This is a genomic window from Sphingobium sp. B2D3C (genome assembly GCF_025961835.1).
GTDB lineage: Bacteria > Pseudomonadota > Alphaproteobacteria > Sphingomonadales > Sphingomonadaceae > Sphingobium.
The window spans coordinates 3,211,464-3,237,352 of sequence record NZ_JAOQOK010000001.1; the positions used below are offsets into that span (position 1 = coordinate 3,211,464).

26 protein-coding genes and 1 tRNA gene are annotated in these 25,889 nt (G+C 66.4%); 10 read left to right on the forward strand and 17 right to left on the reverse strand.

Translation table 11 applies throughout. The features are described from left to right. Positions 1 to 118: 118 nt before the first annotated feature. The 8 genes from M2339_RS14915 to M2339_RS14950 form a co-directional block, all read right to left on the reverse strand. Complete coding sequence (locus tag M2339_RS14915; protein ID WP_264572348.1) at positions 119 to 802, reverse strand: N-acetylmuramoyl-L-alanine amidase; 684 nt, start codon at positions 800 to 802, stop codon at positions 119 to 121. Positions 803 to 855: 53 nt separating this feature from the next. After that, positions 856 to 1,749 carry a CheR family methyltransferase gene (locus M2339_RS14920; RefSeq protein WP_264588075.1) on the reverse strand — a complete coding sequence of 298 codons (894 nt, stop codon included), beginning with the start codon at positions 1,747 to 1,749 and terminating at the stop codon, positions 856 to 858. Then, positions 1,746 to 2,834, reverse strand: a complete 1,089-nt coding sequence (locus M2339_RS14925; protein ID WP_264606451.1) for a chemotaxis protein CheB — start codon at positions 2,832 to 2,834, stop codon at positions 1,746 to 1,748. Before M2339_RS14925 ends, M2339_RS14920 begins: the two co-directional genes overlap by 4 nt. Positions 2,835 to 2,853: 19 nt before the next feature. Then, a complete protein-coding gene (locus M2339_RS14930; protein ID WP_181561191.1) occupies positions 2,854 to 3,219 on the reverse strand; it encodes a response regulator in 366 nt (121 codons plus the stop codon). 78 nt (positions 3,220 to 3,297) lie between these two features. Next, a complete protein-coding gene (locus M2339_RS14935; RefSeq protein ID WP_264577646.1) occupies positions 3,298 to 3,738 on the reverse strand; it encodes a chemotaxis protein CheW in 441 nt (146 codons plus the stop codon). Next, positions 3,735 to 6,182 carry a chemotaxis protein CheA gene (locus tag M2339_RS14940; RefSeq protein WP_264588073.1) on the reverse strand — a complete coding sequence of 816 codons (2,448 nt, stop codon included), beginning with the start codon at positions 6,180 to 6,182 and terminating at the stop codon, positions 3,735 to 3,737. Before M2339_RS14940 ends, M2339_RS14935 begins: the two co-directional genes overlap by 4 nt. Before the next feature lie 92 nt (positions 6,183 to 6,274). Further along, a complete protein-coding gene (locus tag M2339_RS14945; protein WP_264588405.1) occupies positions 6,275 to 6,928 on the reverse strand; it encodes a histidine phosphotransferase family protein in 654 nt (217 codons plus the stop codon). Positions 6,929 to 6,937: 9 nt separating this feature from the next. Next, entirely contained in the window at positions 6,938 to 7,432 is a 495-nt protein-coding gene (locus M2339_RS14950; protein WP_264588072.1) for a M67 family metallopeptidase, read from the reverse strand. 16 nt (positions 7,433 to 7,448) lie between these two features. Between M2339_RS14950 and M2339_RS14955 the strand changes: the two genes are divergently transcribed. From M2339_RS14955 to M2339_RS14990, 8 genes are all read left to right on the forward strand, one after another. Next, a complete protein-coding gene (locus M2339_RS14955) occupies positions 7,449 to 8,402 on the forward strand; it encodes an RluA family pseudouridine synthase (RefSeq protein ID WP_264588071.1) in 954 nt (317 codons plus the stop codon). 52 nt (positions 8,403 to 8,454) lie between these two features. Then, positions 8,455 to 9,363 carry an RNA polymerase sigma factor RpoH gene (gene rpoH / locus M2339_RS14960; RefSeq protein WP_181561196.1) on the forward strand — a complete coding sequence of 303 codons (909 nt, stop codon included), beginning with the start codon at positions 8,455 to 8,457 and terminating at the stop codon, positions 9,361 to 9,363. A 62-nt stretch (positions 9,364 to 9,425) separates the two neighbouring features. Continuing rightward, complete coding sequence (locus M2339_RS14965) at positions 9,426 to 10,751, forward strand: hypothetical protein (protein WP_264588070.1); 1,326 nt, start codon at positions 9,426 to 9,428, stop codon at positions 10,749 to 10,751. 70 nt (positions 10,752 to 10,821) lie between these two features. Then, positions 10,822 to 11,208, forward strand: a complete 387-nt coding sequence (crcB, locus tag M2339_RS14970) for a fluoride efflux transporter CrcB (protein ID WP_264577641.1) — start codon at positions 10,822 to 10,824, stop codon at positions 11,206 to 11,208. Then, positions 11,205 to 12,446, forward strand: a complete 1,242-nt coding sequence (locus M2339_RS14975; RefSeq protein ID WP_264606452.1) for an RluA family pseudouridine synthase — start codon at positions 11,205 to 11,207, stop codon at positions 12,444 to 12,446. The genes crcB and M2339_RS14975 overlap by 4 nt, the downstream gene beginning before the upstream one ends. Before the next feature lie 332 nt (positions 12,447 to 12,778). After that, the gene (gene ligA / locus M2339_RS14980) at positions 12,779 to 13,180 is read left to right on the forward strand and encodes a protocatechuate 4,5-dioxygenase subunit alpha (protein WP_264571743.1); all 402 of its coding nucleotides are present in this window, start codon (positions 12,779 to 12,781) and stop codon (positions 13,178 to 13,180) included. A gap of 1 nt (position 13,181) precedes the next feature. Next, positions 13,182 to 14,054: a class III extradiol dioxygenase subunit beta gene (locus M2339_RS14985; protein WP_264588068.1), complete on the forward strand. Its 873-nt coding sequence runs from the start codon at positions 13,182 to 13,184 to the stop codon at positions 14,052 to 14,054. 170 nt (positions 14,055 to 14,224) lie between these two features. Next, positions 14,225 to 15,334, forward strand: coding sequence for a 5-methyltetrahydropteroyltriglutamate--homocysteine S-methyltransferase (locus M2339_RS14990; RefSeq protein WP_264588067.1), 1,110 nt, complete (start codon positions 14,225 to 14,227; stop codon positions 15,332 to 15,334). 49 nt (positions 15,335 to 15,383) lie between these two features. Here the strand turns inward: M2339_RS14990 and M2339_RS14995 are convergent, their stop codons facing one another. From M2339_RS14995 to M2339_RS15005, 3 genes are all read right to left on the reverse strand, one after another. After that, a complete protein-coding gene (locus tag M2339_RS14995) occupies positions 15,384 to 16,700 on the reverse strand; it encodes an MFS transporter (RefSeq protein ID WP_181561203.1) in 1,317 nt (438 codons plus the stop codon). Positions 16,701 to 16,848: 148 nt separating this feature from the next. Next, positions 16,849 to 17,520 carry an RlmE family RNA methyltransferase gene (locus tag M2339_RS15000; RefSeq protein WP_264588066.1) on the reverse strand — a complete coding sequence of 224 codons (672 nt, stop codon included), beginning with the start codon at positions 17,518 to 17,520 and terminating at the stop codon, positions 16,849 to 16,851. Continuing rightward, the gene (locus M2339_RS15005; protein WP_264588065.1) at positions 17,520 to 18,590 is read right to left on the reverse strand and encodes a Ppx/GppA phosphatase family protein; all 1,071 of its coding nucleotides are present in this window, start codon (positions 18,588 to 18,590) and stop codon (positions 17,520 to 17,522) included. The genes M2339_RS15000 and M2339_RS15005 overlap by 1 nt, the downstream gene beginning before the upstream one ends. Before the next feature lie 158 nt (positions 18,591 to 18,748). Between M2339_RS15005 and M2339_RS15010 the strand changes: the two genes are divergently transcribed. Beyond that, positions 18,749 to 18,822 (forward strand) — tRNA-Gln (locus tag M2339_RS15010). Positions 18,823 to 18,894: 72 nt separating this feature from the next. On the opposite strand, the gene M2339_RS15015 is transcribed toward M2339_RS15010, so the two are convergent. From M2339_RS15015 to ispG, 4 genes are all read right to left on the reverse strand, one after another. Then, on the reverse strand, positions 18,895 to 19,551 hold the full coding sequence (locus M2339_RS15015; RefSeq protein WP_264577135.1) for a LolA family protein: 657 nt from the start codon (positions 19,549 to 19,551) through the stop codon (positions 18,895 to 18,897). Positions 19,552 to 19,644: 93 nt separating this feature from the next. Beyond that, entirely contained in the window at positions 19,645 to 21,975 is a 2,331-nt protein-coding gene (locus M2339_RS15020) for a DNA translocase FtsK (RefSeq protein ID WP_264577136.1), read from the reverse strand. Positions 21,976 to 22,131: 156 nt separating this feature from the next. Continuing rightward, on the reverse strand, positions 22,132 to 22,449 hold the full coding sequence (locus tag M2339_RS15025; RefSeq protein ID WP_264606453.1) for a hypothetical protein: 318 nt from the start codon (positions 22,447 to 22,449) through the stop codon (positions 22,132 to 22,134). Next, positions 22,446 to 23,612, reverse strand: coding sequence for a flavodoxin-dependent (E)-4-hydroxy-3-methylbut-2-enyl-diphosphate synthase (ispG, locus tag M2339_RS15030; RefSeq protein WP_264577138.1), 1,167 nt, complete (start codon positions 23,610 to 23,612; stop codon positions 22,446 to 22,448). The genes M2339_RS15025 and ispG overlap by 4 nt, the downstream gene beginning before the upstream one ends. Before the next feature lie 252 nt (positions 23,613 to 23,864). Between ispG and M2339_RS15035 the strand changes: the two genes are divergently transcribed. Next, positions 23,865 to 24,134, forward strand: a complete 270-nt coding sequence (locus M2339_RS15035; protein ID WP_264588063.1) for a hypothetical protein — start codon at positions 23,865 to 23,867, stop codon at positions 24,132 to 24,134. 2 nt (positions 24,135 to 24,136) lie between these two features. On the opposite strand, the gene M2339_RS15040 is transcribed toward M2339_RS15035, so the two are convergent. Both M2339_RS15040 and M2339_RS15045 read right to left on the reverse strand, forming a co-directional pair. Continuing rightward, positions 24,137 to 25,042, reverse strand: a complete 906-nt coding sequence (locus M2339_RS15040; protein WP_264588062.1) for an SMP-30/gluconolactonase/LRE family protein — start codon at positions 25,040 to 25,042, stop codon at positions 24,137 to 24,139. Between the two features lie 49 nt (positions 25,043 to 25,091). Next, positions 25,092 to 25,862, reverse strand: a complete 771-nt coding sequence (locus tag M2339_RS15045; protein WP_264606454.1) for a siroheme synthase — start codon at positions 25,860 to 25,862, stop codon at positions 25,092 to 25,094. Positions 25,863 to 25,889: the final 27 nt, after the last annotated feature.

Below are 25,889 nucleotides of genomic sequence, written 5' to 3' on the forward strand. Positions count from 1 at the left end.
CAAGCCCGTCGCGGCGCTGCGCGACCACCCTCGCTGTCATCATCCCCGCCAAACGCCCGAAATGGATTTCAGTGTGCGGGCGCTGAAAAATATTCCGGTCCGTCTTGTCCGATCGCGCTCAGTCGTCGCCGCGGGGTCTCGGCAGCAGCAGCGCGAGCAGGATGGCGCGGCATTCCCCGTCGATCACGCCGTCGATCAATTCCGGCCGGAAACGGCGCTGGAACGCCGTCACCGCGGCTTCCGGCTCCGCGATATCATAGCCGAATCGCTCGAGCGCGAGCATGAAGGCGCCGTCGCTCCAGAGTGGGTCCATGAGATTGCGGGTCGGGCGCGGCAGGGCGAGGCGCAGCCGGGCGAGCTTGCTCCAGGGGAACAGCTCGCCGGGGTCCTGCTTGCGTGCGGGCGCCACGTCGCTGTGGCCAACGACATTGCCGCGCGTGATGCGGTGGCGCTGCATGATGTCGTGGACGAGCGGGATCAGCGCATCGATCTGCGCCTGCGGGAAGGGCCGATAGCCCCATTCATGGCCGGGATTGACGATCTCGATGCCGATGCTCGCGGAATTGACGTCGGTGATGCCGCGCCACCACGCCCGTCCGGCGTGCCAGGCCCGCTTGGTCTCGTCGACCATGCGGACCACTTTGCCCTCCTCCGTAACGACATAATGGGCGGAGACCTTGCTATCCGGATTGGCCATCCAGTTGATCGCGCTCTGGGCGTCCGGCATCCCCGTATAGTGCAGGACGAGGATGGAAACCGGGAGCGTTCGGTCGTCAAAATTGGGTGACGGCGTCTCGATCATGCAGAACTGGGCCACTTTCCTTGCGCATGCCGGCATGTTGCCGGGCGGTGCGGTCAGCCCTGTCCTAGCTCAATGGCGGGTGCGGAGGAAGCGCCGCCTGCAGGCAGCATCATGCGCGGTTGATCGGGCCGGGCTTCACGGGCCTGATAAAGGCAGCTGAGGCCCCGGCAGGCCAAAAAGCCGGCCTCAGCACAGGCCATTTCGCCGGCCCCGAGCGCGAGATAGCCGCCGGGCCGAACCCGGCTGGACAGCGTTTTCCACGCGCGGCGACGCCTCTCTTCGGAAAAGTAAAAGAGCACGTTGCGGCACAGGATGAGATCGAACGGGCCTGCGCCATGAGCGGGGTCGAGCAGATTGTCCTGCTGGAACACGATCATCTGCTGAAGCTCGCCGGCAATCTGCCATTCGTTATCGACGGGATGGAACCAGCGCAGCAATTCGCTGATCGGCAGGCCGCGTTGCATGTCCATCTGCGAAAAGCGACCGCGCTTTGCCTTGGCGATCGCGAGGGCCGATACGTCCGTGGCGTGGATGCTAACCGTGCAATCGGCCAGCGCGGCCGAGCGGTGGACGATCATGGCCAGCGAATAGGCTTCCTGCCCGGTCGAGCACCCGCCGCACCAGATGCGCAGTCGCCGATCCGCGCGCGTCCGGGCGAGTGCGGGCAGGACGCTGTTTTCGATTGCGTGAAAGACACTGACATCCCGGAAGAACGAGCTTTCGTGATTGAGCAGGGCGTCAATCACTTCGGCCTGCAGGAGCCCGTGAGGCGCCCGATCGATCGCCTCCGCGAGCTCTTCCAGAGTGCGCAGCCCGTGCGCGCGCAGCAGCGGTCGCAGCGACGTTTCGATGCGCCAGCGCCGTGCTTCCGAGAGCGTCTGCCCGGTCTCCCGGTGGAGCAATTCGGCGAGGCGACAGGCGGCGTTGGAAACTGGCTGCATGGTCATGCGCCTGCCTGCCATTGCTGCAGGATCAGCTCGGCGATCTGAGCGGGGGGCAGAGTGGCACTGGCGAGACCTCCCTTCACGACCGAACCGGGCATGCCCCATACCGCGCTCGACTGGTGGTCCTGCGCGATCACCCAGCCGTCCGCGCCGACGATGGCTTGCGCGCCGGCCAGTCCGTCGCGCCCCATGCCGGAGAGGATGACGCCGCAGGCGCCGCGTCCATAATGGCGCGCCAGGGCGGTGAACATCGGGTCGACCGCCGGGAAGCTCTCATGCAGGCAGCGCTGGGTGCTCAATCGCACCAGTATTTGCCCGCGCGCTCCTTTGCCGAGCGAAAGATGGGCAGTGCCCGGTGCCAGATGGATGGTACCCGGCTGCACCGGCATGGCCTGTTCCGCCAGAACCACGGGCAAATGTGTGGCGCGGCGGAGCTGTTCTGCCAGCAGCGGCTGGAAGCTGGCAGGCAGATGCTGGGTGATGAAGATGGGAAAGGCTGGGTTGTCCTCAAGGCCCTTGATGACGGAGAGAATCGCGCTGATCCCGCCGGTCGATCCGCCGATGGCCACGGCGCGCACGAGCGTGCCGAGCGGCCGCAGGCGGGCGCTTGCCTCGTCGAACCGCTCCGGGGTGCGGCTTCGTTCGGCCGCCGGCGCCAGATGGGCCAGGCGATCGAGTAGATGTTCCACGAATTGCGGGCTGAAATGGCCGGCGCTGGGCTTGGCCACGACATCACCGGCACCCAAAGCCAACGCCTGCAAGGCGACCTCGCTGCCCTCGCTGCACGAGCCGCTGAGCAGCACCACCTGCCGGCGCTGATCGGGGCCAAGCAAGTGGGGGAGCACCTGCAGGCCGTCGAGCTCGGGCATGTCGATATCGAGAAGCACCAGGTCCACCGACTTTTTGGCCACGAAAGCAAGAGCCTGCTTTCCGCTGGCGACGGTGCCGACCACGCGGAAGCGCGGATCTTCGCCCAGCACCCGACCCAGCACGCGGCGGACGACCAGCGAATCATCGACGATCAGCACATCGATGGGCGAACCATCGGTTCCGGAGCTGGCATCGGACAGGAGGGCAGCGCACGCCATTCCCGGCGCTCCCGAGCCCTTAGAGAACCCCGACGATCTGGAGCTTGCTCTCCAGCGTGTCGCGATCGAAGGGCTTCATGACATATTCGTCGGCACCGGCATCGACGGCGGCGCGGATATGGTCCACGCCATTCTCGGTGGTGCAGAAGATCACCTTGGGCGGATGGGCGAAATTCCGGCGGGAGAGTTCCTTGAGGAATTCCAGGCCGCTCATCACCGGCATGTTCCAGTCGAGCAGCACCACGTCCGGCACCTGCCCTTCGCACATGTCGAGCGCTTCACGTCCGTCCTGCGCTTCGTGAACGTCGAGATCGAGGGATTCCAGAATGTGGCGTGCCACCTTTCGGATCACCTTGGAGTCATCGACAATGAGGCAGTTCGGCATGAGTCGCGACCCCTGATACTTGCTTGGCTACGTAACCTACGGGCAGAGCGTGTCATTTTGGTAAATTCGTTAAATATCTCAGGCAGCCAGCGCGCCAGACGGGGCGTTGGTGAAATCGGCGAGCGTGAGCAGAAGATGGCTGCGGCCATCATAATCGACGAGGCCCGAAACGAACGGTCGCCACGCAGGATCGACGCGGCCACGCAACGGCTGAACGCCGCCCTGCGCCTGGCAGATATCGGTCACGGCATCGATGAGGAAACCATAGCTGTGCCCGGCAATGTCTGCGACGATCGCAAGCGGTGCGGTCTGTGCATCCGCCGCCGTGCCAAAGATGCGCGATTGCAGATCGATCACGGTGAGCACCCGGCTGCGCAGCGCCGCCAGCCCGCGCACATGCACAGGCGCCAATGGCACGGGTACGATGTCCCCCAGCCGCACCACGGCTTCGATGGCACAGGCACGCACGGTAATCGGGGCGCCCGCGATGGACGCGAACAGGAACAGCGAGTCGGTCATGCGGCCTTCCGTGCGAAGCTGGAGATCGCCGCCATCAGCCCGGCGCGGTCATAGCGGTAGATGGAGGGCGGCGCGTCGGGGTCGGCGGGCAGTTGCGGCTGTTCCCGCAGGGCAAGCACCGGAACGCCCATGGGCGCTGGGGCGTGGCCGCTGCCACATAGTACGACATCGGGCGGCGCGTCGCCTGCGGCGCCCAGAACGACGTCATAGCCGGCCTGAACGAGCAGCGGCGCCAGGATGTTGCGCATCCACGGGTCCTCGACATCGGCGATCATGCAGCGCACGGCCTGCGCGGCGGCGTCAGAGGCCGGGCGGGCCGCGACCTCCTCGAACAGCGTGAACGGATCGACCAGTTCCAGTTGCTGCTCGCCAACCAGCACCAGGCCGGCGATCCGTCCCCGGCCGATCGGCACGTCCAGCCGGGCGGGGATTTCCAGAATGTCCAGCACCTCTTCGATGAGGAAGATGAGCAGATCGCGCCCATCATGCAGGCGCATGGCCTTGAGCACACCGGTCTCATCCGGGCGGACGTTGAGTGCCGGCAACAGGCGCTCCTCGATTCGCGCGAATGCGCGCCCCTCCGAGCGGCCGATCTGCGCACAGTCCAGCTCCTCGACGCGCTCGACGATGGGAAGCGGCATCAGCCGTTCCACGCCATCCCGGTCGCGATAGAAGAGCACCTGCAAGGTATCGATGGCCTCGGTCGGTTCCTGGCTGTGATGATCCCTGCGCGCCTTGTCGGCATCGACCACGGGCAATTGCGCGATCTGGAAGAGCCCGGTGGCGTCGAGCAGCAGCATCGGCTGGCCGTTGTCGGGGAGCGTCATCCCCGCAAAAGCCCCGGCGGACGCGATCACCGGTGTGGCCGGGCGAATGACCAGTTCCTCATTGCTGTCGACGGTTTCGACACCGAGCACATAATTTTGCCCGGCCGAGGAGCGAATGACCATCAAGGTCCGCGGTCCGTTCGCTTCTGCCTGACGGGCAAGGCCCAGCACGTCCTCAAGTGCCACGACCGGATGCCGCTCGCCGCGAATGGTCGCGATGCGTCCGCCGGCGACCTCCTCGATCGAGACCATGTTGCTGTTTTCGTGAATGAGTTCCACGATATTGCCACGCGGCATGGCGAAGGTCTGGCCGCCACACCGCACGATCAGGCCGGGAATGATGGTCAGTGTCAGCGGCACGCGCATGGTGATTACGGTGCCGTCGCCAGGCGCGGTCGTGATGTCGATCACGCCGCCGATCTGCTCGATATTGGCCCTCACGACATCCATGCCGACGCCACGCCCGGAGATGGAGGTCACCTCCCGCGCCGTGCTGAGGCCGGGCAGGAAGATCAGGTTCAGTTTCTCTGCGTCGCTCATCCCGGCCGCCTCGGCAGCGGTGACAAGCCCGGCCGCGACCGCCCGATCGACCAGGGCAGCCCGGTCCATGCCGCGCCCGTCGTCGGCCACCTCGATGACGATCTGGTTGCCCGATTGCCGGGCGACGATGTTCAGCCGCCCGACGTCCGGCTTGCGGGCGGCGATGCGATCTGCTGGCAGCTCAAGACCGTGATCGAGCGCGTTGCGGACGATGTGGGTGAGCGGGTCGGCGACCATCTCGATCATTTCGCGGTCCATCTCGACATCGCCGCCGTCGAGAGTCACGTTGACCTTCTTGCCCAGTTCGCGGCTGAGGTCGCGCACCATGCGCGGGATGGCCGCATACAGGCGGTCGACCCGCTGCATGCGCGTCTTGCTGATCATGTCGCGCAGGTCCGCGACATTGGTCGACATCCGCTCGAAGCTGCTCTCCACATCCGGCGCGACGCCATGGTCGCGCATCCGGCGCGCCAGATCGTTGCGGGCGAGCACCATGTCGGAGATGCCGTTCATCAGCTGATCGATGAGCGCCAACGGCAGCCGAATCGTGCGCGGGGCTTTGTCGCGCGGCGGGGCGGTTGGTTGTTGCGGACTGGGCGACGGGGGAACGGGTGCCTCGGCGGAGTCCGTGCGCGGCGCGGGCGGTTCGCGGGGCGGGGCCGGCATCGCCCCGGCGGGCGCGATGGGGTGAAAGAGCTCAAATCCGCCGGACCGCAGGGACAGGGCGTCCAGCAGCCCGTCATCATCGGCTTCATCCGGGACGGGCTCGCCGCCCAGACCACGCGCCAGCGCGCCGATTCGGTCCATAACCGCCAGCACAGCCGTGACGGTGGCGGGATCGGCCAGCCGTTCGCCGCGCCGGATGGCTGCCAGCACGTCCTCGGCGCCATGCGCCAGCCGCTCGAAACGGGGCAGGTTCAGGAAGCCGCAGCTTCCCTTGACGGTGTGGAAAAACCGGAAAAACGCGTCGAGGCGAGACTTGTCGGTCGGGTCCGCTTCCCACGCGACGACTTCGCCGGAGAGGACCTCCAGCGTTTCAAGAGTTTCCGCAATGAACTCCCCGATGATCTCGTCCATGCCGCCGCCTGTGGTTAACGCGGCGACACCTTTGGGGCCAAGTCGTGAAAGCCCGGTTAAGACCTGCCGGTCGGGCTCTCACACAGGCGGGATCAAGCCGGCAGGCGCGCGCCGAACAGCAGGTGGGGCTCGTCGGCGCCGGAGATCATCAGTTCGCCGCCGGCTTCGGTCGCCACCGTGCGGATCATCACGGCTGCGGCCGTGCGGGTGGTCAGATCGCCATGCCCTTCCAGCCCGGCACGAATGGCGGGGTCGAAGGTGATGCGTGCGCCTTCGCCGCGCACCGCAATCTCGGTCGTTCCGCCCTGTTGCTCCGCGCCGATCGCGATCACGCCGCCGCGCGGCAGGGCTTCGCCGGTCAATAGCACCAGATTGAGCAGCAGCTTGGCGGCCGGCTTGGAAAGGCTGTCCCCGGCGATCATCCAGTCGAGCGAGATCTTGCCGCCGGGCGGAAACATGCCTTCCACGGCGGAGCGGATCTCATGCACGGGAATGGCCTCGCCATATCCGCCCCCGGCACCGAAGGCCAAGCGGAAGAATTTGAGCTTGCCCGCCGTCGTCCGGGCGCTGTCCGCCAGCAGCGTGAGGCATTGCTCGCGCATCCGCGGGTCGGTCTCATCGGCAAGCAGCTCGATGCCGTTGTTGAGCGCGCCGACGGGGCTGAGCAGATCATGGCACAGGCGAGAGCAGAGCAGGCTGGCGAAATCGATGGAGTCAGACGCGGTGGATGTGACCAAGACGGGGATATCCTCTCTTCAGGCGATGGCCGTGCCCTCATGGCGCTGCGGGCGCGCGGGTGCAAGCCGCCCATGCGGCGAACCGACCAGTTCGACGGGATCGAAAACGCCGTGGATGCGGCCTGACGCGACAACCTGCCAGGCCAGAAGGTCGCCGCGCGAGTCGATGAGCAGCCAGATCTCGCCCGCCGCCCCCGCCATGGCCGCATCGACCGCCGAGGGGACGGCCTCGCCATGAGGATGCGAATGATAATGGCCGACAATGGCCGGCCCGCCCTGGCGCGCCTCGCGATGCGCGGCGATGAGTACGGCCGGATCGACCTCGAAGCGGTGCTCGGGCTGCTCCGCGACATTGGCGGCGGCGCGAAGTTCGGTGATGGCGATGGTAGTCGTTCCGCCTTCCGCGCTGGCGAGGCGCCGCCCCAGCAGCAGGCCGCAGCATTCCAGCGGGGCGGCGGCCTTCGCCTGCGCGCGGATCGCATCGCGCAGCGGTCTTGATATGTGCACGGCCATCCCCAGATATTAGGCCGTGGAAACGGGGGTTACCAGCATTACGGCGCTGATCACGCAGGCCGAGCACGGCATGAGACTGGACCGCGCGCTTGCGAGCGTGCTGCCAGCCCTGTCGCGCGAGCGCGTGAAGGCGTTGATCCTGGCAGGTCAGGTGACCGGGCCGGACGGCCGCCCGGCGGCTGATCCGGCCTATAAGGTGAAGGCCGACATGGCCTTTGCCGTAGAGATTCCAGCGGCGACGCCCGCCGAGGCGCAGCCGCAGGCGATCGATCTGGTGATCGCCCATGAGGATGCGCATCTGATCGTGGTGGACAAGCCGGCGGGCATGGTCGTGCATCCCGCCGCCGGCAACCCGGATGGCACGCTGGTCAATGCCTTGCTCCACCATTGCGCCGGGCAGCTTTCCGGCATTGGCGGGGTGGCGCGGCCCGGCATCGTCCACCGCATCGACAAGGATACCTCGGGGCTTCTGGTCGTCGCCAAGACCGATCAGGCGCATGAAGGACTGGCCCGCCAGTTCAAGGACCACAGTATCGACCGGCGCTATCTCGCCATCGTGCAGGGGCGGCCTGCGCCGCCTTCCGGCAAAGTCGATCAGTGGATCGGCCGCTCGGATGCGGATCGCAAGAAGATGGCTGTGCAGCGCGAGGGGCGCGGCAAGCACGCCATCACCCATTATCGCACACTCGAGCGACTGGATCGGGCGGCGCTGATCGAGTGCCGGTTGGAGACGGGGCGGACCCATCAGGTGCGCGTGCACATGGCCCATCTCGGCCACCCGCTGCTGGGCGATCCTGTCTATGCCCGCGGTGGCGTCCACAAGGCGCTGCTCGCCGAACTTGGCTTTCATCGTCAGGCGCTTCATGCGGCCCGGCTGGGCTTCATCCACCCGGTCACAAGCCAGCCTCTCAGCTTTGAAAGCCCGATTACGGATGACATGCAGCAACTGTTCAGCCATCTTTGCGTATAAGGATGAGCGCGATGCCCCTTCTTGTTTGCGCGCTCCAGAAGGATGAAGTTTCGTGAGTAACGGCAGTAATCTCCCTGCAACGATCCCTGCGCTTGGCGGCGATGCAAGCCTGAACCGCTATCTGTCGGAGATTCGCAAGTTCCCGCTCCTCAAGCCCGAGGAGGAGTATATGCTCGCCAAGCGCTATCAGGAGCATGGCGATCCGGAGGCTGCGGCGCGGCTGGTGACGAGCCATCTGCGACTCGTGGCGAAGATCGCCATGGGCTATCGCGGCTATGGTCTGCCCGTCTCCGAGCTGATCTCCGAGGGCAATATCGGCCTGATGCAGGGCGTGAAGAAATTCGAGCCGGACCGGGGCTTTCGTCTCGCCACCTATGCGATGTGGTGGATTCGCGCGTCGATCCAGGAATTCATCCTGCGCTCGTGGAGCCTCGTGAAGATCGGCACCACGGCGGCGCAGAAGAAGCTGTTCTTCAACCTCCGCCGCATGAAGAACCAGATCGAAGCCTTCGAGGATGGCGACCTACGTCCCGAGGATGTGACGAAGATCGCGACCGATCTCGGCGTCTCGGAAGATGATGTCATCTCGATGAACCGCCGCATGGCCATGGGCGGCGACACCTCCCTCAACGTCTCGATGAACGATGACGGCGAAGGGCAGTGGCAGGACTGGCTGGCGGACGAAGGACCGTTGCAGGATGAGCGGATTGCCGACGCGCAGGAAAGCGACGTGCGGCACGACATGCTGCTCGATGCGATGGATGACCTCAATGACCGCGAACGGCATATCCTGCAGGAGCGGCGCCTCGCGGAGGAGCCCAAGACGCTCGAGGAGCTGAGCCAGGTCTATGGCGTCAGCCGCGAGCGCGTGCGCCAGATCGAAGTTCGGGCGTTCGAGAAACTGCAGCGCGCCATGTTGCGGATCGCCGGTGAAAAGCGCCTGATGACGGTAGCCGGCTGACGAGTCTGCGGATTGCGCTCGTCGCCTAGGCGAAGGGGCAGTCGTAACGAATAGGGGACGCGATGCAGCGCAAGCGTGCCTCTGGCTCGTGGATGGGATTGGCAGGCCGTAGCCCGCGGCAGCAGGTCTGGCGTGTTCTGGCGATCCTCTTTGTCCTGTTCGTCTTCCCGGTGCTCATCGGCGCGGTGCTGTTCACCAGCGGGGCGCCCCTTGCCGACGCCCGCCCCACGCCAACGCCTCTGCAGGTCGGTGCCGGTCGGGCCGCAATCGAGCAGTTGCAGGCCAGCAGGCAGCGGCCCGGCGGTGTCAGCCTGCTTACGCTCACGCCCACCCATCTCGATGGCTTGAGCGCGCTCGCAACTCATGGTTTCCGCCCTGACCGGCTCGATCTCTATCTCCACGATGAGCGGCTTCATGTCGCCGCGAGCCATGCCCTGCCGCTCGGGCGCTGGCTGAATGTCGGTCTGGTCGTAAGCGGCCCAAGTAACGGATTTCCCGAAGTAGAGGCGCGCATCGGCGCGGTCTCGTTGCCGGCATATCCGACCCGGCTGCTGCTGGAGGGGTTGCGTCAGCTGCTGCGTCTGCGCGGCGCCGTGATCCCGCCGCTCGACACGGTCGTGCAGCGCTTCTCCATCCGCAATGGCGCGGTGATGGCGGCGGTGCAGTTGCCGCCCAAGACCGGCCTGCTCGATCAGTTTACTGGCGGTGACGCGGTCGACGGCGCGCAGGTGCTCGATCGCTATTGCGCGCTGGTCGCGCTGCAGGCGCGCGATCCGCAAAGCGACTTCGCCATACAGGTCCGCCGCGCTTTTCCCCCGGGCCAAGCCGCGACGGCGGAAACGAATCGCGCGGGCTTTGTGGCGCTGGCGATGCTGGTGGTCGATCCGCGCGCCGGGCAACTGGCCGGGCTGGAGCCGAGCGCCACGCGCCGCTGTCCGCCCCCCGCGACGGCAATCACGCTCCATGGCCGGGACGACCTCCCCAAGCATTGGGCGCTGTCCGCTGCGCTGGCTGCGCAGACCGGTGTGCAGTTTTCATCCGCAATGGGCGAGTGGAAGGAACTGGCGGACAGCCTGTCTGCCGCGTCGGCGTTCCAGACCGGCACCGCCTCGGGCTTCTCCTTCGTCGATCTGGCGGCGGACCGCTCTGGCTTCCAGATCGCGCAGGCCGCTGGCGATCCGCGCCGGGCGCAGGACGTGGCGCAACGCCTGGCGACCGCGACGCAGGAACGCCTGCTGCCGCCTGCCCTGCTTCAGAACGAGGAGGGGCTGAGCGATGCTGCCTTCGCCGCGCGCTACGGCAGCGTCCAAGACCCGCGCTACACGAGCATCGTTGCCGAGATCGACCGGACACTGGTGCGGGATGGATTGCTGGCACAACCTGACTGAGCAAGCCCCGGCGCGGCCTCGCAGCGAACGCCCATTTGCCTGTTGCGCAAAAGCGGCTAGGGCGTGGACCATGCTCAATACAGTTCTCGTGATGATCGGCGGCGCCATCGGCGCGGCCCTGCGCTACCAGTTGGGACGCGCGAGCCTGCGCATCATGGGGCCGGGCTATCCCTGGGGCACGCTCGCCGCCAATGTGCTGGGCGGGCTGGCCATGGGCCTCGTCGCGGGCTGGCTGGCCGCGCGCTACCAGGGCCAGCAGGGCGAGCAACTCCGGCTGCTCGTGGCAGTCGGCCTGCTCGGCGGCTTCACGACCTTCTCTGCCTTCAGCCTAGAGACGATGCTGATGATCGAGCGCGGCGAAGCGTTGAATGCGCTCGGCTATGTGCTGCTCTCTGTCGCCGCCTCCATCGGCGCGCTGGCGCTGGGGCTCACCCTCATGCGGAGTGCCACGGCATGAGCAAGACCGATCTCGCTGGCGTCCGCCAGTTCACTGTGCGTGCCGAGGATGATGGCATCCGCCTCGACCGCTGGTTCAAGCGCCACATGCCGGAAGCGAGCTTCGCCATCGTCTCGCGCTGGGCGCGCACCGGGCAATTGCGTGTCGATGGTGCTCGCGCGACAGCGGGCGACCGCATTGCCGAGGGGCAGACCTTGCGCGTGCCCCCGCTCGATGTCGCTGCGGTAAAGGAAGCCGGCAAGGCACCACGCCCGCGCCCCATCCTGACCGAGGATCAGATCAACTTTGCCGAGGGTCTGGTCATCCATCGCGACGCGCAAGCCATCGTGATCAACAAACCGCCCGGCCTTGCCACGCAGGGCGGCACCAAGACGCACGAGCATGTCGATGGACTGCTCGATGCTCTGATGTTCGAGCGGGACGACCGCCCGCGCCTCGTCCACCGGCTGGACAAGGACACCAGCGGGGCGCTGCTGCTCGCCCGCACCTCACGCAGCGCCGCACATTTCGCCAAGAGCTTCTCCTCCCGCACAGCGCGCAAGGTCTATTGGGCTATCGTGATGGGCGTGCCCTCCGTCTCGGACGGCTTCATCGATCTGCCACTCGCCAAGCAGCCGGGCACCGGCGGGGAGAAGATGCATGTCGATGAGAAGGACGGCCTGCCCGCCCGCACGCGCTACCGGGTGATCGAGCGCGCCGGCAACCGCGCCGCCTGGGTGGAGTTGCAGCCGCACACCGGCCGCACCCATCAGCTGCGTGTCCATATGGCCGAGATCGGCCACCCCATCGTGGGCGACGGCAAATATGGCGGCAAGGAGGCGTTCCTTAGCGGATCGATCAGCCGCAAGATGCACCTGCACGCCCGGCGCATTCGCATCGACCATCCCGATGGCTCCCCGCTCGATGTGAAGGCCGAGCCGCCCTTCCATTTCGCTGAAACGCTGGCGAGCCTGGGCTTTGACGTGAACGAGGGCGATCTGCCGCTGGAGATCGATCTCCAGCCGACCGCCTCCGACCGCAAGGCCGCCGACAAGCGCGCGTCGACCGCGCACGCCAAGGACATGCGCAAGGCCCGCCGCGGCGAACGCCGCTCCCGCAGCGCGCCGGACAAGCCCGAGCGCTTCAAGGGCCCACCGAAGCCGCGCGGCAAGGGGGCCAAGCCGGCCGGGCCAGCCGCGCGCCCGGGTGCCAAGCGGCCCACCGGCGGCGCACGGCCGCGAAAGCCGGAGCGGGATTAGAGGCAAAAGCCCTCATGCGCTGACACACCGCCGTCACCCCGGACTTGATCCGGGGTCCAGCTATCTTCCGTTTCCCGTCACACTGCACTCAAGCCTTGATAGGTCCAACAGAGCAGCGAGACCCCGGATCAAGTCCGGGGTGACGGTAGAGGAGGACTGGACAGTCAACTGATTAGGCCCATGCAGGATTCTGCACTGCGGTATCGCGTGTCTGCTGCCCTACGCTCATCACCCCGCTTGATTTCGCAGGCGCACAATGACAAGGGCCTCTGCCATTGGAAAGGCGCAGGCCTTCCATTATATTCTTCATTCGACCGATCGAAAGGTCCGCCATGCGCACTCGCCTTTATCCGCTCAGCGAGCTGGAAGACATTCCCGGCACGACCGTGTTCAATGCCCGCCGTTCGCGTGAGGCCTATCACCTGCACAAATTCTGCATGTCGTTGATGGATGCAGGCAACCGCGCCGAGTTCAAGGACCATGAGCGCGCCTATCTCGACAAGTTCAAGATGAGTGAGGAGCAGAAGCGCGCCGTGCAGGATCGCGATTTCAGCAAGCTCATCGATCTGGGCGGTAACATCTACTTCCTCGTCAAGCTCTCCAATACCGACGGCTGGAGCACGCAGCGCGCGGTGAGCTCGATGACCAACATGACGCCCGACGAATATGCCGCGATGATGCGGTCCGGCGGTCGCTCGCCGACTGGCCAGCGCTCCAAGCGGGAGGGCAACTGACATGGCACGGATCACCGCCGGCATTGCCACCAGCCATGTGCCGGCCATCGGCGCGGCCTTCGACACCGGTCGCTCGACGGACGATTACTGGAAGCCGATCTTCGATGGCTATGAGTGGGTGAAGACCTTCGAGCAGGAAGAAAAGCCCGACGTCGTCATCCTGTGCTACAATGATCATGCCTCCGCGATGATGCTGGACGTGGTGCCGACCTTCGCGCTCGGCATGGCCGAGGAATTCGAGCCGGCCGACGAAGGCTGGGGCAAGCGCGAGGTTCCGGTTGTCGAGGGACATATCGAGCTGGCCGCGCACATGGCCGAACAACTTGTCATCGACGAGTTCGACATGACCCTGATGAACAATATGGATGTCGACCATGGCTGCACGGTTCCGCTCAGCCTGATGTTCGGCAAGGTCGACAAATGGCCGTGCAAGGTCATTCCGCTCGCGGTGAACGTGACGCAGTTCCCGACGCCCTCGGGCGCGCGCTGTTGGGCGCTGGGTGAGGCGATCCGCTATGCGGTGGAGACCTATCCCGAAGATCTCAACGTGCAGATCTGGGGCACAGGCGGCATGAGCCATCAGTTGCAGGGGCCGCGCGCCGGGCTGATCAATCCCGAGTTCGACAATGCCTTTCTGGACAAGCTCGTCGGCGAGACCGATGAGCTGCGCGCCATCACGCGGCTGGAATATCTGCGCGAGGCGGGCACTGAGGGCATTGAGCTCATCATGTGGCTCATCATGCGCGCCGCGCTCGGCACCGAGGTGGAGGCGTTGCATCGTTTCTACCATGTTCCGGCCTCCAACACCGCCGTCGGTCACATCGTGCTGCGGCCCAAGGAGATCGCGGAAGCGCCTGCGAAGGCCCGCCTTTGAGCGGTTTCGCTCTCTTCACAGCGTCTCAGGAAAGCCCGGCCTTGCGCCTGGCTTTTTCGTTAGTCGGCCCAGCGTGTCGGTCTGTCACATAAAGCTTCCTATATATAAAGAATCCTTTATATGATGATTTCGTACGGCGTGCGTTGCGCCGGTTGGAGCTGGAGACTGCCATGACGTCCAAACCCCCTTTCCGCGCCGACCATGTCGGCAGCTTCCTGCGCCCGCAGGCGCTTATCGAGGCCCGACACGATCATGCCGCCGGCAAGATCGACGCTGCCGCTCTGCGCGCGATCGAGGACAAGGCCATTGCCGATGTCGTGGCGTTCCAGGAGAGCGTCGGCGTCAAGGCAGTGACGGACGGCGAGTTCCGCCGCAAATTCTTCCACACCGACTTCCTGCTGCAGCTCGACGGCATCGAGGAGCAGGGCGGCATGGAAGTGCAGTTCCAGAATGCCATCGGCAAGGACGTGCATTTCGCGCCGCCCAAGATGGTGGTGACGGGCAAAATTCGCCACGCCAAACCCATTCAGCGCGCGGATTACGAATATCTCGCCAGCGTGGTGAGCGAGACACCCAAGGTGACCATTCCCTCGCCGACCATGCTGCATTTCCGCGCCGGGCGCGAAGGGATCAGCGAGACGGTCTACCCTGACATGGCCGATTTCTTCGCGGACGTGGCATCGGCCTATCAGGAGGAAGTCGCAGATCTGGCCGATGCCGGCTGCCGCTATCTGCAGCTCGATGACACCAATCTGGCCTATCTGTGCGATGACAAGCAGCGCGAGAATGCCCGCAAGCGCGGCCTCGATCCCGATGACCTGCCGCGCCATTATGCCAAGATGATCAATGATGCGCTGGCCACCGCGCCGGATGACATGTTCACGGCGATGCACCTGTGCCGGGGCAACTTCCGCTCCAGCTGGGCTGCCGAGGGTGGCTATGAGCCCGTCGCCGAAATCATGTTCAATGAGGTCGATATCGACTCCTTCCTCCTTGAATATGACGATGCGCGCTCGGGCGACTTCGCGCCGCTGCGCTTCCTGCCCAAGGGCAAGATCGTCGTGCTCGGCCTGATCACCACCAAGCTGGGTGAACTGGAGACCAAGGACGAGGTGAAGCGCCGGATCGACGACGCGACGAAATATGCCTCGCTCGACCAGCTTGCCCTGTCGCCGCAATGCGGCTTCGCCTCGACCGTCCACGGCAATGACATCGCCTTCGACCAGCAGAAGGCGAAGATGGAACTGGTCGCCGAGGTTGCTCAGGAGGTCTGGGGCTGACGAGGACTAGGCGCGCGCCCTCCCGTCGCGTGCGGGAGGGGCGTTGCTCCTAGAGCGCCCGATCTGGCGGTAGCACCGCCGGGCCCGGCTCACGCAAATGCGGGTCCGGGTTCATGTGCAGGCGCGGTCCTTCGTCATCCCAGATGAAGCGCAGGTTGCGGACGCGGATCAGATAGCTCAGGCCAATCGCTGCGGAGAGAAAGCCCGCCGCGCCGCCGACGCCCATCGCGGCGCGCGCGCCATAGGTGTCGGCGACCCAGCCGATCAGCGGCGCGCCGAGCGGCAGGCCGCCCAAGGTGATCGCGACATAGATGGCCATCACCCGCCCGCGCATCGCCCGGTCCGTCGCCAACTGGACGAAGCCGTTGGATGAGGTGAGCGAGGTCTGTGCTGCCAGCCCCACGCCGATCAGCACCAGTCCGAACAGGATATAGCTTGGCGAGAGCGCGGCGGCGGTCATGAAACAGCCGAACAGGAAGGTGCCGATAACGGCATGATGCATCCGCGGCCGGTCGCGACGGGCGGTCAGCAAGGCGCCGGTGACCGAGCCGATCGCCATGATGGAGGTCAGCAGGCCATATTCGCTGGCGCCCTGCTGATAGACGGTCGCCGCCATCACGCTGATGAAAATGCCGAAGTTCATGCCCAGCGTGCCGAAGAAGAACAGCATCAGGAACACGGTGCGAATGTCCGGTCGCCCGGCCACATAGCGAAAGCCGTCGAGCAGCCGGCTCACCCCGCGCGGCTGCGCGGCCGCATGGGCATGCCGCGTCACCCGCACATTGAGCAGGCCGGTGGTGACGATCAGGTAGGAGAGCCCGTTGATCACGAACACCCAGCCGGTGCCCACCAGCGCGATGCACAGGCCCGCCAGTGCCGGTCCGATCATGCGGGCGGTCTGGAAGGCCGTGCTGTTCATGGCCACCGCGTTGCCGATGATCTCGTCCCCCACCAGATCGGAGACGAAGCTGTGCCGCGCGGGCGCCTCAAACGCCATGCAGCAGCCCAGCGCGAAGCCGAAGATGTAGACGTGCCAGAGCTCCGCCAGACCCGAAATGATCAGCGCGCCGAGGCTGAGCGCCAGCAGAGTCTGGAAACACTGGATGGTGATGAGCAGCTTGCGCCGGTCGACATGGTCGGCGACCGATCCGGTCACCGCCACAAGCAGCACCTGCGGCAGGAACTGCAGTGCGGTGAGAATGCCGACCGCGCCAGCGCTATGATCGGTCAGTTCGGTGAGCACCAGCCATGTCTGGGCCGTGCCCTGCATCCAGGTGCCGATGTTGGAAAAGAGATTGGTGCTGACCCACAGCCGGAAGTTGCGGTTGGAGAGGGAGCGAAACATGCCATTGCCGCCTGACCTCATGCCGCCTCCTCTATCCTGTTCCGGCACAACGCCCGACGCGGCGTCTGGTCGCATGTCCATGCGGGTGAGCGACGCTGCTTGCCCGCGCAGTGGCCGGCCAAATGGCGCTAGTCCCCTTGTGCGGTCCGGGTCAACCGCACAACCGCCTTTATGGCGCCTGCCGGCCCTTGAACCCCTGCGCGACGACGAACCACTCCACCGACCCTTTGCGGCTGGACGGCGGCTTGGCGTGCTTGACGGTGCGAAAGGCCGCCTTGAGCTGGCGCAGCAGGCCATCGTCCGTGCCGCCGGCAAAGACCTTTGCGACGAAGGCGCCGCCGGGCCGCAGGGTCTGCATCGCGAAATCGGCGGCCGCCTCGACCAGGCCCATGGTGCGCAGATGGTCCGTCTGCTGGTGGCCGACCGTATTGGCCGCCATGTCCGACAGGACCAGATCCGGCGCGGCGCCCAGTTCCGCGATCAACTGGTCGGGGGCTTGGTCTGCCATGAAGTCCATCTGGAGCAGGGTCACATCGGGCAGCGGCTCGATGGGCAGAAGGTCGATGCCCACGACCTTCGCTTTGGGCAGCACCTTCCGTACCACCTGCGTCCAGCCGCCCGGCGCTGCGCCCAGATCGACGACATGGCGGACATCCTTGAGCAGGCCGAACTTCTCGTCCAGCTCCAGCAGCTTGTAGGCGGCGCGGCTGCGATAGCCCTCCGCCTTGGCCCGCTTCACATAGGGGTCGTTCAGCTGGCGTTGCAGCCAGCGCGTCGATTGGGCCGTGCGCCCGCGTGCCGTGCGCACGCGCGTCCCGACAGATTTGTCACCTCTGGCCATTATCCCAGGTCCCGGCTTGAGGCGCTGTCCGTCAGCGCACGGAGAATCCCTTCGCGAATACCGCGATCGGCGACGCCCAGCCGGTCTGCCGGCCAGATGTCGAGAATGCTTTCCAAGATGGCGCAGCCCGCCACCACCAGATCGGCGCGCTCGTCGCCGATGCAGGGCTGGGCGATGCGCTCCGCTATGCTCATGGTGGACAGGCGGCCGGCGATTTCCCGCATGGCATCGGCCGGCACGGTCAGCCCGTCGATCGCCTTGCGATCATAGCGGGGCAGGCCCAGATGGACGCTGGCGAGCGTGGTGACAGTGCCGGACGTGCCGAGCAGGCGCACCGGCCCGGTCTTGGGCAGCCGCTCGGCAAAGGCGGCAAAAGCTTCGCGCATCCGCCGGAGCATTTCGGCATAGGCGGCGGCGCGCTCGCTGGCGGTGTCGCCATGGCCGGCCACGGCTTCCGCCAGCGACACGACGCCATGCGGCGCGCTGTGCCAGTCGACGATGCGCAACTGGTCGCCATCGCCATCGAGCAGCACCAGCTCGGTCGAACCCCCGCCGATGTCGAAGATGAGCGCCGGGCCTTCGCCACGTTCCAGCAGCGCCTTACAGCCGAGGACCGCAAGCCGCGCTTCCTCGCGGGGCGAAATGATGTCGAGCATGATGCCGGTTTCGCGCTGCACCCGGTCCACGAAGGCGCGCCCGTTCTCTGCCTGCCGGCAGGCTTCGGTCGCGACAGAGCGGGCCAGCACCACGCGGCGGCGGCGCAGCTTCTCGGCGCAGACGGAGAGGGCGGACAAGGTGCGGTCGATCGCGGCGTCAGACAAGCGCCCGGTGGCGGAAAGGCCTTCGCCAAGGCGAACGATGCGGGAAAAGGCGTCGACGATCACGAAGCGGTCGCCATCCGGCCGCGCAATGAGCAGGCGGCAATTGTTGGTGCCGAGGTCGAGCGCAGCCAGATTGCCGCGCGGCAGCGGACGATTGAAGGACCGCGCCTTCTGTTTCGCGCCCCCGGCAGACACCAGTGTGCCGGGCTCCTGCCCCATGCGCGGCGCGGGCGTCGCCTTATGCGCCATGACTTCTTGACCTTCTCTTCCGGCGGGACTTCCGCCGGGACTTGCCACCACGCTAGACGTGCGTGGCGGGCGACGCAAGGTGGCTGCCATGCTCCGAACGATGAGGGTGGAAAATCGCCTTGACCGCAGGCAGTCCGCGCCCTATCTGCGCCCGCTCTTGCCCCGTCGTCTAAAGGTAAGACTACGGACTCTGACTCCGTCAATCGAGGTTCGAATCCTCGCGGGGCATCCAGCTTTTCAGATCATCGCGACCGCGTCCGCCCCTTTCGGGGTGGCGCGGCTGGTCGCCGGTTTCGCGGCCGGATCAGCGCGGGCCGCGGGTTCCGCGCGGGTCGCGCCAGCGGAAGGCCGAATCGGCAATGGGCGCGCCATATTTGAGGTTGCTCAGGCGAATGTTGGTGCGGTTACCCTGCGCATCCAGCGCCACCCAGCCATAGAGGGAGAGCCCACCCGGCACGCCGGCCTTGCGGGTGAAGATGAGCGTGATCACGCCATATTCGGGATGCTGGGGATCGCGCACTTCCACCGAGACGACGCGCGGATCGCCCGTGTCGACGATCTTGCCATAGCGGGTGATGTCGCGCTTGGGGTCGAGCAATGCGCCGAGCGGTGAATTGCGGATCGGCCAGCGCTGCACCTGCGCAACCTGATAGTCGATCATGTAGAGCGAGCTGCCGTCGGCAACGATGAGCAGATCGCCGGCGCCATAATCGAAGCGGATCTTGCCCGGCTGCTTCCAGAGCAGCTTGCCGTTCTGCACCTGCCCGTTGCGGTCGGTTTGGGTGAAGTCGCCGCTCAGCGTGGTGATGCCGCGAACCGCCGTGCTGACGCTCGCGAGGTCGCTCGACCTCGCGGCTTGCGCCGCCACCGGGCTGGCCGGCACCAAGGCCGGCGCCGCGAGCGCGGTCAGCAGCAGAGAGAGGGTGGCGGAACGCCGGGTGAATTTGGGAAGTCTGATCATCGCGCCCGGATAGGTCCCTGCCGTTGAATATCCACTGAATGCCGCGCGCCGCAGCGCGTTCCCGCGCCCGGGGGGCGAGGCAATCGGCCGCTCTTACTTGGGATTGCCCATTTCGTCGCGCAGCACTTCCCGGCGGCCGACATGGTTGGGCGCGCCGACCATGCCTTCATTTTCCATCCGCTCAATGAGGCGCGCCGCGCTGTTATAGCCGATGCGCATCTGGCGCTGGAGCCAACTGGTCGAGGCCTTCTGGTTCTCGAACACGAGCTGGCAGGCCTTGCGGAACAGCTTGGCATCGGCGCTGTCATCGCCGAGATCGACGCCATCGAGCGCGAAGCTGCCATCTTCCGGCTCCTCGGTGACGGCGGAGATGTAATCCGGCTGGCCCTTGGAGCGCCAATGATCGGCGACCCCGCGCACCTCGTCATCGCTCACGAACGGCCCGTGGACGCGCATCAGGCCCTTGCCGCTCGCCATGTAGAGCATGTCGCCCTTGCCCAGCAGCTGCTCGGCGCCCTGCTCGCCCAGGATGGTGCGGCTGTCGATCTTCGAGGTGACGAAGAAGCTGATGCGGGTCGGCAGGTTCGCCTTGATGACGCCCGTGATGACGTCGACCGACGGGCGCTGCGTCGCGAGGATGAGGTGGATGCCGGCGGCACGCGCCTTCTGAGCGAGGCGCTGGATCAGGAATTCGACTTCCTTGCCGGCCGTCATCATCAGGTCGGCCAGCTCGTCGACCACCACCACGATCTGTGGCAGCGGCTGATAATCCAGCTCCTCTTCTTCGTAGATCGGCTGGCGAGTCTGTTCGTCGAAGCCGATTTGCACGCGGCGGCCGAGCGATTTGCCCTTGGCACGGGCGCCGCGGACCTTCTCATTGTAGCCGGCGAGGTTACGCACGCCGATGGAGGCCATCATGCGATAGCGATCCTCCATCTGCTCGACAGCCCATTTGAGCGCGCGGATGGCCTTGGCCGGCTCGGTGACGACCGGGGAGAGCAGATGCGGGATGTTGTCGTAGATGCTCAGTTCCAGCATCTTCGGGTCGATCATGATGAGGCGCAGATCGTCCGGCGTCATCCGGTAGAGCAGCGAGAGCAGCATGGTGTTGAGGCCGACCGACTTGCCCGAGCCGGTCGTACCCGCGACGAGCAGATGCGGCATTCCGGCGAGATCGGCGATCACCGGCTCGCCGAAGATGTTCTTGCCAAGGATGATGGGCAGGCCCCCCTTCTGCTCGGCGAACTGCTGGCTGGTGATGAGCTGGTGCAGCACCACGGATTCGCGGTCCGCATTGGGCAGCTCGATGCCGATCACCGTCCGCCCCGGAATGGTGGCGACGCGCGCCGAGAGCGCCGACATGTTGCGGGCGATGTCGTCGGCGAGCTGGATGACGCGGCTGGCCTTGATGCCCGGGGCCGGCTCCAGCTCATACATGGTGACGACGGGGCCGGGGCGCACCTCGGTGATCGCGCCCTTGACGTGGAAGTCATCGAGCACGCTTTCCAGCAGCCGCGCATTACGCTCCAGGCCGGGCCGGTCGATCTTGCTGACCGCGCTGGCGGGCGCGGGCGACAGCAGGTCGGGAGAGGGCAGCGCGCCATTGCCGAACAGGTCTTCCTGTCCCGAAACCGGGCCGAACGCCTTGGGAATGGCGGCGCTGCTCGGCGACTGGATGGTGATCGGCTGGCGGGGTGTGGTGTCCACCGGGCGGCGTGGTTCCGCCTCGCGTTCGGGATGCGGGTCGCGTTCGGGCTCGGCGACATCTAGGCTGCCAGCTTTCGCCGTTCGCAAGGAGCCAAGGCTGGAGAGCAGCGGCAGGGCGGGGCGGGCGAGATGCCAAAGCGGCTTTTCGAGCGCGAGGCTGCGGACCCACAGCCATAGGCCGGAGGCAATGAACGCCGCCAGCAGCAGCCATTGCAGAATGAGGTCGGCGGTTTCGCCAAGGCGCGCCGTCAGGGCCGTGAGGCCGTGGGCGAACAGGAAGCCGATGACGCCGCCCCAGCGGGCCGGCAGCCCGACCAGCGGTTCGGGCTGGGCGATCCACAGGCCGGTGCCGATGAGCAGCAGGCCGCCGAGACATTTGGCGATCTGGCCCTGCCAGCCGCTCATGTCTGCATCGGCCCACAGGCGCCGCGCGAAGACGAGGATGAAGGGCAGCAACAGCAAGGCAGGCAGGCCGGCGAAGGTGAAGAGAATATCCGCTGCCCAGGCACCGGCGGCGCCCATCAAATTGCGCGTCTCCGGCCCGGCCGCGGTGTTCAGCGCTTGGTCGCTCACCTTGTAGCTGAGCAGCGCGAGCAGGAGGAACAGCGCCAGCGCGTACAGCCCGACCGAGCCAGCAAAGGTGCCGATGCGGATCAGGCTCCGGCGCAGCATCGCCTGCCATTCGGGGGTCCGATTCATCGGTGCCCGACTTGCCATTGCCACTCACTCCTTCGTCCGGCGCGGCGGGGTCACGCATGCGCCGTGCCCGAAATGTTCCGCGCGGCGACAATCCTCTTTCACGGACTCGGCGTCAAGAGTCCCCGGTTTTTCGGCATGCTGGGCGCGCTACGGCCGACGCCGAGACTGCCAGCCTCACCGGCGAGGCGGTTCCCCGGTGCGAGTGGCGTTCCCGATTTCCAGCGTGTCGATCCGCAGCCGGCTGATACGGGCCTGTCCGATGCGCAGCCGCCCGATGGCGAGCGCGCCGATCATAATTGCGCCCATGGCAAGGGCACCCAACGCGAACGCGCCGACCGCAACTGCGCCGGTCGCTGAGGCCCCCGTCGCCGTCGCACCGGTTGCCACTGCACCCGTGGCGCTGGCGTCCGTGAACCGTGACGCAGCCTGCGTCTGCGGCGCGCGCAGATCGCGGCTCGGCGCGGACGGGGCCATGTCGGGCCGGTCGGTCATTCGGCCGCCACGGCGCTGGCATTGGCAGCATCGCTCATCTCGGCTTCCAGCTTGGCCGCTTCGATCTCGGCCGCCTTGGCTTCCACCAGCGAAACGATGTGGTCGATCATCTGGGCATCGTTGATGTGGTGATCGGTCACGCCGGAGAGGTAGACCATATGTTTGCCATTGCCGCCTCCGGTGAGGCCGATGTCCGTCTCCCGCGCTTCGCCGGGGCCATTGACCACGCAGCCCAGCACGGAAAGCGAGATCGGCGTGTTGATGTGCTGAAGGCGGCTCTCCAGTGCCTCGACCGTGCGGATCACATCGAAGCCCTGCCTTGCGCAGCTCGGGCAGGAGACGACGCGGACACCGCGTGTGCGGATGCCGAGCGACTTGAGGATTTCGTAGCCGACACGCACTTCCTCTTCCGGCTCGGCGGAGAGCGAAACGCGAATGGTGTCGCCGATGCCGGCCCAGAGCAGGTTGCCGATGCCGATTGCGCTCTTCACCGTGCCGCCGATCAGCCCGCCGGCTTCGGTGATGCCAAGGTGCAGCGGGCAGTCCACCGCGTCGGCAAGCTGCATATAGGCCGCGACGGCCAGAAACACGTCGCTGGCCTTCACCGCGACCTTATAGTCGTGAAAATCCTGGTCCTGCAGCAGCTTGATATGGTCGAGCGCGCTTTCCACCAGCGCCTCGGGACAGGGCTCGCCATATTTCTCCAGCAGATCCTTTTCGAGGCTGCCGGCATTCACGCCGATGCGGATCGCACAGCCATTGGCCTTGGCGGCATCCACCACTTCCTTCACGCGCGCGGCAGAGCCGATATTGCCGGGGTTGATGCGCAGGCAGGCCGCGCCCGCATCGGCGGCTTCCAGCGCGCGTTTATAGTGGAAATGAATGTCTGCGATGATCGGCACCTTGGCCGCGCGGACGATCTGCTTCATCGCCGCCGTGCTCTCCACGTCCGGGCAGGAAACCCGGATGAGGTCGACACCGGCCTCCTCGCAGCGGCGGATCTGGTCGATCGTCGCCTTCGCATCGTGGGTCGGCGTGTTGGTCATCGTCTGCACGGTCACCGGCGCGCCGCCGCCGACCGGCACGTTGCCGACCATGATCTGGCGGCATTCGCGCCGCGCAATGTCGCGCCACGGGCGCAGGCCGGGATTATGCTCTGACATGATTGTCCTTGGAGAGGGGGCGTGTCCGGGGGTCGGTCATCATCCCGGCGCTTATAGCCCCGCTCTAGGGCAGAGGCGAGGGGGGATTGCGCGGATCAACCCGCCGCGGGGGGCACGGGTCGCACCCGTCGCAGGTCGCCATCAGGCGCGCGCGGTAAATCGTCCCGACACGAGACAGGATGCGCCGAGCCGTTGGCATAGGCAGGAACCCGCGAACGCGCGGGACGTTTTCATCGCCGGAAGGATCGTGACATGGCGCATTCACCTGTGCAGGCTTTGAGCTCTGCCGTTCGTCACCCGGGCATTCACGTCAAACCATTCGATGGCACGGCCATTGGCGCGCGCTACGAGCCAGGCAAGCTCAATCACTGTCCCGATTGCGCCAGCACCCAATGGTATGTCGGACGCGTCAGCGCCCAATGCGCCGTCTGCGAAACGGCGCTGCCGCTCGCACAGGCCTGCTACGCGACCAGCCCACCGGTGTTCGTGACCCGCTTTGCCAAGCGAGCCAACAAAGCCTAGGCTTAGCCGCCAAAGGGCGCCTCGGGCAGACCCGGCACATCGACGGGGAAGCTGAAAATCGCGCCCGCATGCGGCTCGCGTGCCAATGCCGCCTCGTCCAGCCCAGCCCGCGCCGTGGTGACATAAGCGGTGCGCAGATCCTCACCCCCAAATGCGATCATGGTCGGCCGGCTGACCGGCAGCGTCACCGTCTGGAGGAGTTCGCCCTCGGGCGAGAGCCGCACCACCCGGCCACCCTCGAACAAGGCGCTCCAGTAACAACCCTCCGCATCGAACGATCCGCCATCGGGGCGCCCGGTGCCGTGCTCGAACTGGTGAAGGATGCGGCGGTTGGAGAGCGTGCCGCTCGCCGGATCGGCATCATAGGCGCGCAGGGCGTGGCTGGGGGTGTCCGCGTGGCAGAAGGTCGTCCCCGACGCATTGAAGGCAGCCGCGTTGCAGGTGAGCATGCCGCCTTCGATCAGGTCGATCGCCCCATCCCTGCCGACGCGATAGAGCGCGGCATCATGCGCGCTCTTGGCCATGTTGACGCTGCCCACCCAGAACCGCCCGGCCGAATCCGTCCGCCCATCATTGAAGCGCAGGTCCGGCTTGTCCGCGAGAATCTGATCGCCAAAGGGCTGCGGCTCGGAGCCCCAGTCGGCCAGAATGGCGAGGCCGTCTTTCATCGCCAGCAGCAAGCCACCGGCTGCGCGGAAGGCGAAGCAGCCGACCGGCTGGGCGAAGGCGCGCAACTCGTCCGCGCCCGTTTCGGGGTCGAAGCGGTGCAGTTCGTTGCGCAGGATGTCCACCCAGTAAAGCCGGCGCTCGGCGGCGTGCCAGCGCGGCCCTTCGCCAAGCGCGGCGCGGGCATCGAGCGCGACCGATACGGCGGGCGAAGCTGCGGGGGCGGAGGGATGTGACGTCATGAACGATCTCCTGAGCCGGTATTCCCGGCGCTCACGGCGGAAAGGCCTATCAATCCTCGGCCGGGACGAGCCAGACGGTCAGCCCCGGCAGTTCGGGCGGGGCTTCTTCCGCGCTGAGCGGCAGGCGTTCCGCGTCGGCGCGGGCGCGGGCGAGAATGGCGGGCGGGGTGTCGGGGGCGAACAGGATGCGGTCTGCCTGGCCCAGCGTGCGGGCCTCCCGAACCGTCAGGTCATCCGGGTCGTCCGAGCGCAAGGCGATGACATGCACGGCGCGCGAGGCGGGCGCGATGCGTGCTTCCAGCCACGGGTCTACCGCAGGCGTGCCGAAGGGGTCGAGCATGCCGCCCGGCGCCAGCGCCTCGCCAAGCGCGCGGCGGCGGTCGCAGGCATCGGGCCAGGCCTCCCGCATTGCGGCCTTGGCGGCATTGAGCGCGCTGGCGAGGGCGCCGAGCCGGGCCGGGAGGATCGTCTCCAGCCGCTGGCGCAAGGCTGCGGCCAGCCCCGAGGAGGCGCCGCCTGTGGAAACGGCGATCAATACCGGATCGCGGTCGACAATGGCGGGCGTCGTGAAATCGCACAGCGCCGGCCGGTCGACGACATTGACCAGCAGTCCGCGTGCCTTCAGCCGCTCTGCGGCGGCTTGAGCGGCTGTTTCATCCTCCACCGCCACGAAGGCGATGCGGGCAGTGGCATTCTCGTCCGCAACCGGCACGCCGCCGGCCCGCTCGATCAGCCGGCGCTTGGCGTCCGCGGCCTCCCCAGTGCCAAGCAGGATGACAGGCTGGCCCGACAGGGTGACGAAGAGCGGAAGGCTGTGCATGGCGCTCTCCTAGCCGGTCCTGGTCCG